This is a genomic window from Lactobacillus gigeriorum DSM 23908 = CRBIP 24.85, assembly GCF_000296855.1.
In the GTDB taxonomy this organism is placed as follows: Bacteria; Bacillota; Bacilli; order Lactobacillales; family Lactobacillaceae; genus Lactobacillus; species Lactobacillus gigeriorum.
The window spans coordinates 1-13,042 of sequence record NZ_CAKC01000095.1; the positions used below are offsets into that span (position 1 = coordinate 1).

Consider the following 13,042-nt stretch of genomic DNA (forward strand, 5'->3'; position numbering starts at 1 on the left):
ATTACAAATGTAGCGCCGGATACGGAACCGTACGTCCGGTGCAATGAGAGGGGCGAGAATTAAACTCCCTCTACTCTATTGTCCTGATACTGCTTGATCCTGCGATTGACCTGTCTAACGGATATGCCTAGCTTAAGGGCGGCTCTTTTCTTGTTGCCATGATGATCTACTAGGTCTTTAATAACTTGATACTGCTTATCGTATTTCATGCTTAAACTGATCCTCTTCACTTTGACCATAACCTCCAATAACAGAGATTATGCCATAATCAATTTCAAATAGGACATTTTACTAAGTTAACAGATAAGACATTATCACTTGTTAATCACAAAAATCAAAAAAATACAAAAAAGGACTTGCAAGCTTCTAAAAAATAATGTAATATCTAATATGTTCTGTTAAAGAACAAGTAACTCAAAAAAGAAATAAAAAAGGTTCTTGACAACCTCATATAAATAAGATATGATAATTAAGTACTTTTGATTGAGTAACAAATATGACCCGTTGGTCAAGCGGTTAAGACACGGCCCTTTCACGGCCGTAACATGGGTTCAAATCCCGTACGGGTCATTGCCTTAGTTGGCATTATATAATATGGAGGATTACCCAAGTGGCTTAAGGGAACGGTCTTGAAAACCGTCAGGCGGGTTCTGCTCGCGCGTGGGTTCAAATCCCACATCCTCCTTAATAATTATCGCGGGATGGAGCAGTCTGGTAGCTCGTCGGGCTCATAACCCGAAGGTCGTTGGTTCAAATCCAGCTCCCGCAATATGGTCCATTGGAGTAGTGGTCAATCTCGCCTCCCTGTCACGGAGGAGATCGCGGGTTCAAATCCCGCATGGACCGTAAGATGGCTCGGTAGCTCAGTTGGTAGAGCAAAGGATTGAAGCTCCTTGTGTCGGCGGTTCGATTCCGTCCCGCGCCATCAACCGGAGGAGTAGCGAAGTGGCTAAACGCGACGGTCTGTAAAATCGTTCTCTCTGAGTTCGGCGGTTCGAATCCACCCTCCTCCATTAATAGGGACATCGTATAATGGTAGTACATCGGTCTCCAAAACCGCTAATGTGGGTTCAATTCCTACTGTCCCTGTTTAAACTTCACGGCGGAATTGGTGAAGGGGTTAACACACCGGTTTGTGGATCCGGCATACATGGGTTCGAATCCCATATTCCGCCCTAACATTGGGATATAGCCAAGTGGTAAGGCATTAGACTTTGACTCTAACATGCACTGGTTCGAATCCAGTTATCCCAATTGTTTATATAAATACTCATGGCGGTGTAGCCAAGTGGTAAGGCAGAGGTCTGCAAAACCTTAATCGTCGGTTCGAATCCGATCCCCGCCTTACTCTTGACAGACGTTGGAGAGTATAACTTAATATTAATATGGCGGTGTGGCGGAATTGGCAGACGCGTCAGACTCAAAATCTGGTGTCCATTACGGACGTATCGGTTCGACCCCGATCACCGCTATTAAGAATGAAAGATCTAGCTTCGGCTGGATCTTTTTTTGTTAAATAATAAACAATTTTGATGTCTGAAATTGCAAGTAGTACTAGTAAACTTTATAATGCTAAAAGGAGGTATATATTCGATGAATATAGGCATTTTTACTGATACGTATTTCCCACAAATTAGTGGTGTTGCTACATCAATTAAAACTTTAAAAGAAGCGCTTGAAAAGCAAGGGCATAATGTGTTCATTTTTACTACCACTGATCCACACCTAGAAAAGGGCACAATTGAGCCGAATATTTTTCGCTTTAGCAGTGTACCATTTATATCATTTACAGACCGCAGAATAGCTTTTAGGGGCTTTTTTGAAGCGACTAAGGTTGCTAAAGAAGTTCAATTGGATATTGTTCATACTCAAACTGAGTTCGCCCTAGGTATAATGGGGAAATATGTTGCTCATCAGTTAAAAATACCGGCTATCCATACCTACCATACAATGTATGAAGATTATTTGCATTACGTTTTGAATGGCCACTTGTTACGTCCATATCATGTAAAACAATTTACTAAGACGTACTTGAAAAATATGGATGGCGTAATTGCTCCAAGTAAACGGGTAGAGAACTTACTTACACGCTATGGTGTTGATATTCCAATCAAGATTGTACCCACTGGAGTAGATATCGATAGTATTAATAATGATCCAAATCGAGACGTTCGCAAAGAACTTGGAATTAGTGAGGATAGCCAAGTTATTTTGACTTTAAGTAGAATTGCGGCGGAGAAAAAAATAGATCATATTTTGAATTCAATGTCCCAAATCATTGAAGATTTTCCTAAGGTCAAATTAGTTATTGCCGGCGATGGACCCGATGTAGATCAACTTAAAGATCAAGTTGAGCGGTTAACGCTTGAGGATTATGTAATTTTTACCGGTGATGTAGATCATAATGAAGTAGGAATTTATTACCGGATGGCAGACCTGTTCGTCTCGGCAAGTGATACCGAAACGCAAGGATTAACTTACATTGAGGCTTTAGCAGCAGGGACGAAGTGTGTAGTATATGATACTGACTATACTGAAGGGGTTTTTGATCAACCTGAATTCGGTAAAGTATTTACTACTCAAAAGGAAATGACAACAGAAATTATCGATTACTTAGCTGAAGGAAGAAAACCAATCCCTGAGGCAGCATTAAAACAAAAAATGATCCAAATTTCAGCTGATACCTTTGCAACTGAAGTATGTGACTTTTATCAAATGGCAATAGATAATTATCAAGAAAAGCAAGAAGAGGATTTAAATGATTAGAATAAATATGTTCTCCCAAGCAGATTCTGTTAAAGGGCAGGGAGTGGGCTCTGCATATAATGAATTGGTAAATTTAATGCGTACTAAATTAGTTGATGAGTTTTATATGACTATCAACAAATATGGTTCAACTGATTTGACGCACTATCATACGATCAATCCAACCTATTTTGCTAATAGTTTTTCACCTGCAAGAGGACGAAAAATCGGATACGTGCATTTTTTACCCAATACGCTTCAAGGTTCAATTAAATTGCCTGGTTTTGCTCAAGATGCCTTCGCAGACTATGTGATCAAATTCTATCGTCGAATGGACCAGATAGTGGTAGTCAATCCAATTTTTATCGATAAATTGGTCGAATATGGAATTAGCAGGGAAAAAGTAAAATATATTCCTAACTTTGTTTCTAAGAAAGAATTTTATCCTCAAAGCTTAGCTCAAAAAAATGCTTTTAGAAATGAATTAGGCATACCGCATGATAAGTTTGTGGTTTTTGGTGATGGACAAGTTCAAGAACGCAAAGGCGTAGATGATTTTGCTAAACTTGCAGAAGCAAACCCAGATGTACAATTCATCTGGGCTGGTGGCTTTTCTTTTGGAAAAATCACTGATGGTTATGATCATTACAAAGAATTAGTTGACCATGGACCAGCTAATTTGACCTTTACTGGAATAATTGATCGCGAAAAATTAGTTAATTATTTGAACATTGCTGATTTGTTTTTGCTACCTTCATTTGATGAGCTCTTCCCAATGTCGGTATTGGAAGCCTTCAGTTGTGGTACACCTGTATTGCTTAGAGATCTTGATTTATATAAAGCAATTATCGATGGCTACTACATGCATGGAGATGATTTTGAAGAATTAAATGCCCAATTACATCAAATCATTGCCGATCCTAGTCTACTTACGAAGTATCGTGAGCTTTCGCTTCAAGCAAGCGAACAATATTCTGAGGATCATTTAGCAGATATTTGGAATGAGTTCTATCATGAACAATATGATCTTGGTAGAAAGTTAGGACAAATTCGCTAAAGTTATGAAGAAAAAATATTTTTGGAGTATTGTCGTAGTTTTAGCAATTACTGGCTATATTTTATATATCGATTTAAAAGCAACCCCAATAAAGCAACTTGAAGTTGCAGCTCAAGGGTTAAATTGGACTATGTTAGGACTAGTTGTTGGTTTGATGATCAGCTCATATTTTTGTGAAGCGATGATTTTAAAGATTTTAGCTCAAAGAAAAGATGAACCTAAAAGATCATTTTGGTCATACTTCAGAGTGCCGATTATTCAAACTCTCTTTAATGCTATCACGCCAATGTCTACTGGGGGTCAACCAGCGCAATTAGCTGCTTTGATTCAAGTTGGAATTGAGGGTGGAAGAGCAACCTCGCTATTGTTGATGAAGTTTATTATTTATCAAATAGTTGTTTTTGCAGCTTATTTATCAACAATTATTTTTGGCTTCCATTTAGTAGTAACTAAGTTTGCTACATTGTCATTTTTTATTGTTATCGGATTAACGATTCATGTGGTTTCAACCTTGTTTTTATTAGCAATTATGTTTGCTTATAATTCGACAAAAAAGGCAACCAATAAGTTGCTTGATTTTTTAGTTCGGTTTATCAAAACTGATAAAATTGAACATTTAAGACAAAATATGATAACTAAAATCGATACTTTTTATGGAGAAAGTCAAAAGCTGAAGCAAGAAAAGTCCAAGCTAATAAAAGTGATTTTATTGACGGTTTTACAGCTTTTGTTTTTCTATTCAATTCCATATGGCATTTTGTTGGCGCTAAATATTAAAGCTTCATGGTTAGCAGTAACCCAAATGAATATCATGATTATTATGTTCATGGCAATTATCCCTTTGCCTGGTGCTAGTGGTGGTGCTGAATATAGTTTTCAGACCTTATTCTCTACTTTTATTTTAAATAGTGGAGGATTAGTGTTAGGGATGTTTATTTGGCGCTTTGTAACGTACTTTTTAGGAATTATGTTGGGGCTAGTTGGTTGGATTATTAAACCAGCAAAAAAACAAAATACAAGAAAAGGTTAATTTGATTTGAAAATACTGTACCTATTGGCTCTTCGTAGTATGATAGTTAGCGTAATGAAAGGAGCAAAAGATGGCACGTACCAAATCTTTTCTACAATGGCTAACTCATGACAAGTTAGGGTTCTTTACCATTGTTTTGACGCTATTTTGGTTGAAAACCTACTTTATCTATTTAACAAAGTTCAATTTGGGTGCTGTAGGCCCAATGCAACAATTCTTGTTATTGCTTAATCCGATCCCTGCAGGGATGTTGTTGTTAGGGATTGGACTATTTTTTAAAGGTAGAAAATCTTATTGGATCATCGTAATAATTGATTTTCTTTTAACCTTATGGCTATTTTCGAATATTCTTTATTATCGCGAGTTTTCGAACTTCTTGTCTTTCTCAATTATCAAAACTTCAGGTTCAACGTCAGATAATTTAGGAAAAAGTATTGTTGGTATTACTTTGGCTAGTGATTTCTTAGCTTTTTTGGATATTGGAATCATTATTGCGCTACTTGCTACCAAAGTAATAAGAATTGATGTTCGCCCGTTGAGATTAAAGCTGTTAAGTCTAATTGAACTGTTGGCTGTTTGCTTAATGGGATTAGACTTAATGATGGCTCAAAAAGATCGCTCAGGATTGTTAACCAGAACTTTTGATAACAACTACATCGTTAAGTATTTGGGAATCAATGAGTATGCTTTGTACGATGGCTACAAGACGGCACAAACGTCAGCTCAGATGGCTAATGCTAATGTTTCTGATTTAAAGTCAGTTCAAAAGTATCTAAAGGCAACATATGTGAAGCCTAATAAGTCATATACTGGTGTAGCTAAGGGCAAAAATGTTTTGATTATCCATTTGGAAAGTTTTCAGCAATTTTTGATTGGCTATAAATGGAAAGGCAAAGCAGTAACGCCAAATCTGAATAAAATATTTCATGCTAAAGATACCATCAGTTTTGACAATTTTTTCAATCAAGTAGGTCAAGGAAAAACTTCCGATGCCGAAATGATGTTGGAAAATTCACTTTATGGTTTACAGTCTGGATCAGCTATGTCAAGTTATGGTACGTCTAATACCTTTGAAAGTGCACCTGCTATTTTACATCAAAGTGGAGGCTATACTACTGCGGTAATGCATGGTGGAGAAGGTTCTTTCTGGAATCGTAATAATGCCTATAAATCATTTGGTTATCAATACTTTATGCCTTTGTCCTATTACCAAAATAAACCAGGCTACTACATTGGTTATGGTTTGAAGGATAAGCTTTTCTTTAAGCAATCAATAAAGTATATTGAGCGCTTGCCTCAGCCGTTTTACTTGAAGATGATCACAGTTACTAATCACTACCCATATCAACTGGATAAGGCTAATCAGTCAATTGATAAGACTGATACTGGTGATGAAACTGTTGATGGCTATGTGCAAACAGCTCATTATCTAGATCAAGCTATCGGAGAATTGATGGCTTGGATGAAGAAAACTGGTTTGGATAAGAATACTTTGCTGGTATTTTATGGTGATCACTATGGAATATCAGGTAATCACCACAAAGCTTCGGCAGAATTGTTAGGAAAAGACGAATTCAACGATTTTGATAATTTGAATTTCCAAAGAGTACCATTGATGTTCCATATGAAGGGATTAAAGGGTAAAATTGATCACACTTATGGTGGAGAAATCGATGTCTTGCCAACTTTGTTGAATTTATTAGGAATTAGCGATAAAAATACGATTCAGTTTGGTCATGATCTTTTAAGCAAGAATGCACCACAAATCGTAGCTCAACGTAATGGTGATTTTATCACTCCTGAATATGCCAAAGTCTCAGGTGATTATTATTACACCAAGACGGGAGAAGAAATTTCTCATCCAGATAAAAAATTGAAGTCAGAATTGGCATCAATTTCTAACCGAGTAACGACTCAGCTGTCTTTATCTGATAGAGTAATAAATGGTAATTTGCTTCGATTCTATAGGCCTAAATGGTTTAAAAAAGTTCAAATCAAGGATTATGACTACAATAAGAAGGTAAGTTTGGAAAAATTGAAAGATTCTAATGTTAAGACTTCTTTGTGGTATAGGAATCATAAAAAATCAACAGAGTCTAAATTTAAGACTGATGCACCAGAGTTAAAAAAATAATCTGTAAAAAACTTGATTTTTGTGATAAAATTTATCAGTAATCGTATCAGAATATTGGAGGCAGCGCATTGTACAATATATTTATGACATTATTAATCATTGTTTCGATTTTAATTGTTATTGCAACAATGATGCAGCCGCAAAAACAACAAGATGCATTGAACGCCTTGTCAGGCGGTGCAGTTTTTAGTGGTCAAACAAAAAAACGTGGCTTTGAAGCGTTTATGGAAAAAGTTACTTCAGTTTTGTTAGTATTATTTTTCGCATTAGCTATTGTTTTGGCATATATGTCATCTAAGTAATAGCTTTACCTCCCGATCATTGATGATGGGAGGATTTTTTTTAATATTTTTTAGGACTAAAAAAGAATGGAGAGACTCTATGGCACAAAATGAAAAGGTTTTGGCCGGCGTTTTAGAAATTTTTCGCCAAAATCCTCAAAGAAGGTTCAGAGTAGATCAAATTGAACGAATTGCACGTCATGATCGATTGGGAACTTTTACTGAATTGATTAAGGCACTTTCATTTTTAGAGCATGAAAAGAAAATCATTACAGATGGTCGAGGACAATATCAATTACAATTAGAAAATACGATTGTTGAAGGGGTATTTCGTGCTAATGATAAAGGCTTTGGCTTTGTTAAGTTAGATGATGAGAATGCAGATGACATTTTTATCCCTCGCGATTTTACAAATTATGCAATCAATAACGACCGTGTTAAGGTGAAGATTACGGTTGGTGGCAATCCATGGAATAATCGTAGTGCTGATGGTGAAGTTCTTGAGGTTTTGGAACATGAAACCGAAACTATAGTGGGCGAATTTACGCCATTGAGTGACGAACAAGTTAAAATCAGTCATTTCATAGGATATGTAGTAAGTAGCAATAAGAAGTTGCATAACTATCGAGTTTTTGTTGATGAAAATGGCTTGATCCCACAAATGGGGGATATGGTAAAAGTTTCGATCAAGAATTATCCTAATGAAGAAAATCCTGATTCAATGACTGGGGTTGTTATCGAAGTAATTGGTAATAAGAATGATCCAGGCGTTGATATCATGTCAATTGTATCAGCGCATGACGTACGTGTGGAATGGCCTAAAGAAGCAATGGCACAGGCTAATAATATTCCCGATCACGTAACCGAATCTGATAAAGCAGGGCGAGTTGATATTACTGATCAACCTGTAGTTACTATCGATGGGGATGATTCCAAAGACTTTGATGATGCCGTGGTTCTTTGGAAATTACCAAATGGCAACTACCATCTAGGGGTTCATATTGCGGACGTTGCACATTATGTTAAGGAAAAGACTCCATTAGATCAGGAAGCTTTTGCACGTGGTAATAGTACTTATCTGGTAGATCGAGTAATTCCTATGTTACCATTCCGTCTTTCTAACGGTATTTGTTCTTTAAATGAGGGTGTTGAAAGATTAGTTTTATCCTGCGATATGGAAATCACCCCTGAAGGGGAAAGAGTAAGCTACAAGATTTATCCAGCGGTTATAAAGAGTCATGGACGAATGACTTATAATAAGGTAAATCAAGTATTGTCTGGCGATATGACAGGTCTTGAGGATAAATATGTTAAATTGCAAGACATGCTACGGGAGATGGCAGATTTACATGATATTCTTTATCGTAAACGTCATGAACGTGGTGCAATTGATTTTGAAGAACCTGAAGCAAAAATTATTGTTGATGAACAAGGCAAGCCGGTAGATATCGTTTTACATGAACGAGGAATAGCTGAAAAGATGATTGAATCGTTCATGTTAATTGCCAATGAAACAGTTGCAGAAGACTACTACCGTAAGCATGTTCCTTTCTTATATCGGGTACATGAGACCCCAGATGGTGAAAGAATCAAGAGCTTTTTTGAATTTTGTAGTGCCTTTGGTTTAAATATCAAAGCTGATCCTAACAAAGTTAAGCCTGTCGATTTGCAAAAAGTGGTTACAAAAACTCTTGGAACTCCTGAAGAGGCAGTGGTGCAAACAATTATGTTGCGTAGCTTGAAGCAGGCACATTATTCTGAAAAGGCTCTAGGACATTTTGGCTTGGCCGCTAAGTACTACACTCACTTTACCTCACCAATTAGAAGATATTCAGATTTGATGGTTCACCGGATGATCCATGAATATGCAGATAATAATTTTGATGAGGAGATTCAAAAGCATTTTGCTGATCAATTGCCAGAAGCTGCTGAACAGACCTCAACTCAGGAAAGAAGATCAATCGATACTGAACGAGAAGTTAATGATTTGAAGATGACGGAATTCATGGCCGATCGTGTAGGTGATCATTTTGATGCAGTAGTATCATCAGTAACAAGTTTTGGCATGTTCATTCAACTTCCAAATACCGTTGAAGGATTGATTCATATTACTAATCTAGATGATGACTTCTATAGTTTTAATGAAAAGACCTTAACATTGACAGGTCGAGGTACCCATCGGCAATTCAAGATCGGAATGCCAATTAAGGTAACTTTGATTAATGCTAATGTTGATCAACATCAGTTAGATTTTGAATTGTATGATCCTAATGCACCAAAGCATGAACGAAGTGAAAGAAATGATCGTTTCAAGAGAAGAAATTCTAGAAATAATGCCTCATTCGGTCGTCGACCATATCGAGGTCAAAATAATCGCAATGATCGTAATGGTCGTCGAAACAATCGAGGCAGAGGTTTTAAACATTAAGGCTGATAGCAATGAAAAAAGAAAAAAGCGAGAATGTTCTAGCTCAAAATCGTAAAGCTAATCATGATTACTTTATCAAAGAAACATATGAAGCTGGAATTGCGTTGACTGGTACGGAAATCAAATCAGTTCGTGCTAGAAAAATCACTTTGCGAGATGGGTATGTGCAGATTCACAATGGCTCTGCTTTTCTTGAAAATGTGCATATAAGTGAGTACACTCACGGTAACAGATATAATCATGATCCTTTGCGTTCCAGAAGACTGCTTCTGCATAAAACGGAATTACGTCATTTAGCCAAGGCTCAGGAAGAGCGAGGAATAGCTATTATTCCATTGAAAGTTTATCTAAAAAAGGGTTTTGCAAAAATCTTAATTGGCGTGGGTCAAGGTAAAAAGCAGTACGATAAGCGTGAAACGATTAAAAAGCGTGATCAAGAGCGAGAGCTACGTAGAAAATATCGAGTATAAAGGTATGCATTTATTACTTACTGATAGTAATAGATGCTTTTTTTGTATAAAATTAATCCTCAGAGGCGGGAATTACGTTTATCTATGGTAAAATTTATTACGATAATTAAGAATTAATTTCTAGTTTGGAGTTTTATAGGCATGCGTAAAATATTTTTATTACGAGGTGCACCTGGCTCTGGAAAATCTTCTTTTATAGCACGCCATCATTTGCAACCATATGCTATTAGTCGTGACCAAATTCGACTTTTATTGGCGGACTTAACAGTATATTATCAAGAAGAAGCTGATTATTTACACCAGGTTATTCCTCGACATGTGACAGTTCAGACTCAAAAAATGGTCGACAATCTTGTTGAACATAAGATGTCATATGGAGAAACTGTAATTGTTGATGGTACTCATGTTTTGCCTAGTGCAATTGAGCATTTTAAGCCATGGGTAGACAAGTATCATTATGAATTGTTTGTAGTAGATCTAATGCAACATAATACGCTTGAAAATTTGCTTAAGCGTAATCAAACAAGAATGCATTATGATTGGGTAAAACCAGAAGTTGTTAAACAAATGTACTATGAGTATGAAGCTCATCCAGAAGTTCCAGAATGGGCTCATAAAATTTTACCTAATCAAATGGATAAAGCGTTATCGCAACGAGAAAGCAATTTAGATCGCTTTGCCCATGTGATCGCAGTGCCAGACCAAGTTGAGGAAAAGGATTTTCCTCATGTACATATTTCTAACTTCTACTTCTCCTTCAATAAAAAATTTACTGAGAAATATGGCTCTTATCGAAATGTAGTCACTATTGGTAAAAATAAGGAAGAAGTAGTTGAAGAATTTAAATTGCCATACTTTGCTTTTAAGTTCCATCACAAGCATTTTATTATTTCGGCTTATCCGATTAGAAATGAAATGTTGGATCCAATTAGGAAAGTAAAAGGTGTATGGACTTATTCAACAGGGTTGTTTAATGTTGCCGATTTCGTTAGAGAATTTCCAGAAAATAAGCAACAACATGTTCATCAATTTAATCTAAGTAAGTTAGATCCAACCAGATTGCTTCATATTTGGTAAAAATAAAATACCTAGTTAACTCAAGTAAAGAGTTTCCTAGGTATTTTTTGTTATGTATTAGTTTTTATTATTAATAATCAAAAGCTAGAGCACCCATTGGATCCCATGGCAATAATTGAATTGGATCTTTTTTTCCAGCTTCATATGCTTCCTTAAGTTCATCAGGCAAGAATTTGGTGTTGATAACTGCTTGGTAAACAAAGCTATCAAACCACTTGTCACTCATAACGAAGTAGCCCTTGAAACCTGCTTTTTCGCCCCATGAGTTCTCAATCTTCCATTTAGTTGGCTTGCCATCGACAAGATCAACCCCAGTAATTACCATTGCGTGGTCCATCATGCTTTCGCCGGAATCAAGCTTTTCAGCTTTCGACATTGAGAAGTCAACATCAAATAATTCATCACGTTTGTATAGTTCTGTATCAAGCAAACCGGCACGACGTTCGGAATCCTTAACAACGTTAGAACCAAACCAAACTACTTCACTAGCTTCGAGTTGCTTAATGATTAATGACTTCATTTCTTCAACTTGGAGGTTAAGGTGACGAACTTGACGACCACCTTCAACATTTCCTAAGTATTCTACAGAAAATACTTTGTGGAATGGTTTATCTTGAGTTGGTGCATTAATTGTGGAAATATGGTTTTCAAGATCCATGTTAACGTATTTCTTGAAGAATTCTTGTGGTGTTAAATCACGATCAATATGGTATTCTTTGTCATCATCACGATATTCAAAGTCAAACTTCTTTGGTGGAACGCCTAAAGAAATTGCTAGGACACGGAAAACATCATTTAACATTTCTGACTTGCGTGCTTGAACTTCTTCTTCGCTTTTACCAGCATTAACTAATTTGCGTAATTCCAAACCATCTTTGCGTAAAAGGGTGTTTAAAGTATCATTCAAAGCGCTTGAATTAGTTGCATTAGCTGTTTCTGGATAAACGCTCTTTGGTACGATACCATATTTTTCAATGATACCGCACAACATATCCCATTGACCACCATCTTGTTGTGGAGTAGTAAACAAGAAAGCTACCTTACGATCGCCTAAAGGTTTGTCAGCTGAAGAAATTACATTTTCAAAGAACCAATTTGATTTTTCAAACTTATCCCAGAAGTTAGTGTAATTTTGAGATAATTCAAAGTCTTTGATCTTGTAGTCTTTTTGTAAAGGATGACGCATAGTGTTCAAAGCAGAGAACATCCAGCAACGTCCGGATTGTTTTTGGTTTGAAGGCTTACCAGTTTCAATTTCTATTGAAAAAGTAGGTGCTAAGTCAATTTTAGTTTGTAAATTTTGACTTGCTTTAAAAATGCCGTTTTCTTGGGCTGCACGACTGGCTACATTGAATGCAGGATGATTTGCTAGATCTTGTTTAAATTGTTCAATTGCATCATAGGAAATTTCTTTTGTCATAATTAATGCCTTTCTTTTTAATATTTTTATTAATATTTTAAATCATTTATACCATTTAGTCTATTATTGCTTTGCAGGTTGATGATACCAGTACGCTTTTAATTCTTCATCAGCATTGAGCTCAAAATAATCAATTACCAGCGGATCTAAAGGCCAGATTGGTAATTCTTGTTGAACAATAAATGATCTTAAGGCTGTGATTGCGTGTTCAAATATCGCTTTTTGGTCATAATCAGGATTAAGAAAAAGGTGGTTCATTACCCATATTTTTTTGCCTTGACGCTTAATGAGCTCCATCGTCCAGCGGTAGATGGGAGTACCATTTTCATTGAGTTGTTCAAAGGTTTTAGTAGTTGTTGTTTGCTTTGTCATAAAAAATCTTCCTAAACTTAATAAAAAA

At 36.3% G+C, this 13,042-nt stretch carries 11 protein-coding genes and 11 tRNA genes; 19 read left to right on the forward strand and 3 right to left on the reverse strand.

Annotation, left to right across the window (positions count from 1 at the left end; translation table 11 throughout):
• Positions 1-59: 59 nt before the first annotated feature.
• Positions 60-209 carry a helix-turn-helix domain-containing protein gene (locus tag BN52_RS09990; RefSeq protein WP_008474286.1) on the reverse strand — a complete coding sequence of 50 codons (150 nt, stop codon included), beginning with the start codon at positions 207-209 and terminating at the stop codon, positions 60-62.
• Positions 210-498: 289 nt separating this feature from the next.
• On the opposite strand from BN52_RS09990, the gene BN52_RS09165 reads away from it, so the two are divergent.
• From BN52_RS09165 to BN52_RS09255, 19 genes are all read left to right on the forward strand, one after another.
• Positions 499-570, forward strand: a tRNA-Glu gene (locus BN52_RS09165).
• A 26-nt stretch (positions 571-596) separates the two neighbouring features.
• A tRNA-Ser gene (locus BN52_RS09170) sits at positions 597-685 on the forward strand.
• A 10-nt stretch (positions 686-695) separates the two neighbouring features.
• Positions 696-769 (forward strand) — tRNA-Met (locus BN52_RS09175).
• Between the two features lie 3 nt (positions 770-772).
• Positions 773-846, forward strand: a tRNA-Asp gene (locus BN52_RS09180).
• A gap of 6 nt (positions 847-852) precedes the next feature.
• Positions 853-925: transfer RNA gene (locus tag BN52_RS09185), tRNA-Phe, on the forward strand.
• A gap of 6 nt (positions 926-931) precedes the next feature.
• A tRNA-Tyr gene (locus BN52_RS09190) sits at positions 932-1,013 on the forward strand.
• 5 nt (positions 1,014-1,018) lie between these two features.
• Positions 1,019-1,089 (forward strand) — tRNA-Trp (locus BN52_RS09195).
• A 13-nt stretch (positions 1,090-1,102) separates the two neighbouring features.
• A tRNA-His gene (locus BN52_RS09200) sits at positions 1,103-1,175 on the forward strand.
• A gap of 7 nt (positions 1,176-1,182) precedes the next feature.
• Positions 1,183-1,254 (forward strand) — tRNA-Gln (locus BN52_RS09205).
• Positions 1,255-1,274: 20 nt separating this feature from the next.
• Positions 1,275-1,345 (forward strand) — tRNA-Cys (locus tag BN52_RS09210).
• A 42-nt stretch (positions 1,346-1,387) separates the two neighbouring features.
• Positions 1,388-1,472, forward strand: a tRNA-Leu gene (locus tag BN52_RS09215).
• Between the two features lie 121 nt (positions 1,473-1,593).
• Positions 1,594-2,766, forward strand: a complete 1,173-nt coding sequence (locus BN52_RS09220) for a glycosyltransferase family 4 protein (RefSeq protein WP_008474288.1) — start codon at positions 1,594-1,596, stop codon at positions 2,764-2,766.
• Positions 2,759-3,802: a glycosyltransferase family 4 protein gene (locus BN52_RS09225; protein ID WP_040473535.1), complete on the forward strand. Its 1,044-nt coding sequence runs from the start codon at positions 2,759-2,761 to the stop codon at positions 3,800-3,802. Before BN52_RS09220 ends, BN52_RS09225 begins: the two co-directional genes overlap by 8 nt.
• Positions 3,803-3,806: 4 nt before the next feature.
• A complete protein-coding gene (locus BN52_RS09230) occupies positions 3,807-4,832 on the forward strand; it encodes a lysylphosphatidylglycerol synthase transmembrane domain-containing protein (protein WP_008474290.1) in 1,026 nt (341 codons plus the stop codon).
• Between the two features lie 70 nt (positions 4,833-4,902).
• On the forward strand, positions 4,903-6,966 hold the full coding sequence (locus BN52_RS09235; RefSeq protein ID WP_008474291.1) for an LTA synthase family protein: 2,064 nt from the start codon (positions 4,903-4,905) through the stop codon (positions 6,964-6,966).
• 68 nt (positions 6,967-7,034) lie between these two features.
• A complete protein-coding gene (secG, locus tag BN52_RS09240) occupies positions 7,035-7,268 on the forward strand; it encodes a preprotein translocase subunit SecG (RefSeq protein ID WP_008474292.1) in 234 nt (77 codons plus the stop codon).
• A 79-nt stretch (positions 7,269-7,347) separates the two neighbouring features.
• Entirely contained in the window at positions 7,348-9,675 is a 2,328-nt protein-coding gene (gene rnr, locus BN52_RS09245) for a ribonuclease R (protein ID WP_008474293.1), read from the forward strand.
• Between the two features lie 11 nt (positions 9,676-9,686).
• On the forward strand, positions 9,687-10,145 hold the full coding sequence (smpB, locus tag BN52_RS09250; protein WP_008474294.1) for an SsrA-binding protein SmpB: 459 nt from the start codon (positions 9,687-9,689) through the stop codon (positions 10,143-10,145).
• Between the two features lie 141 nt (positions 10,146-10,286).
• Positions 10,287-11,222: an AAA family ATPase gene (locus tag BN52_RS09255; RefSeq protein WP_008474295.1), complete on the forward strand. Its 936-nt coding sequence runs from the start codon at positions 10,287-10,289 to the stop codon at positions 11,220-11,222.
• 70 nt (positions 11,223-11,292) lie between these two features.
• Here the strand turns inward: BN52_RS09255 and pepC are convergent, their stop codons facing one another.
• Entirely contained in the window at positions 11,293-12,642 is a 1,350-nt protein-coding gene (pepC, locus tag BN52_RS09260) for an aminopeptidase C (protein ID WP_008474296.1), read from the reverse strand.
• A 63-nt stretch (positions 12,643-12,705) separates the two neighbouring features.
• Positions 12,706-13,014 (reverse strand): hypothetical protein, encoded by a 309-nt coding sequence (locus BN52_RS09265; RefSeq protein ID WP_008474298.1) that lies wholly within the window; start codon positions 13,012-13,014, stop codon positions 12,706-12,708.
• Between the last annotated feature and the right edge of the window lie 28 nt (positions 13,015-13,042).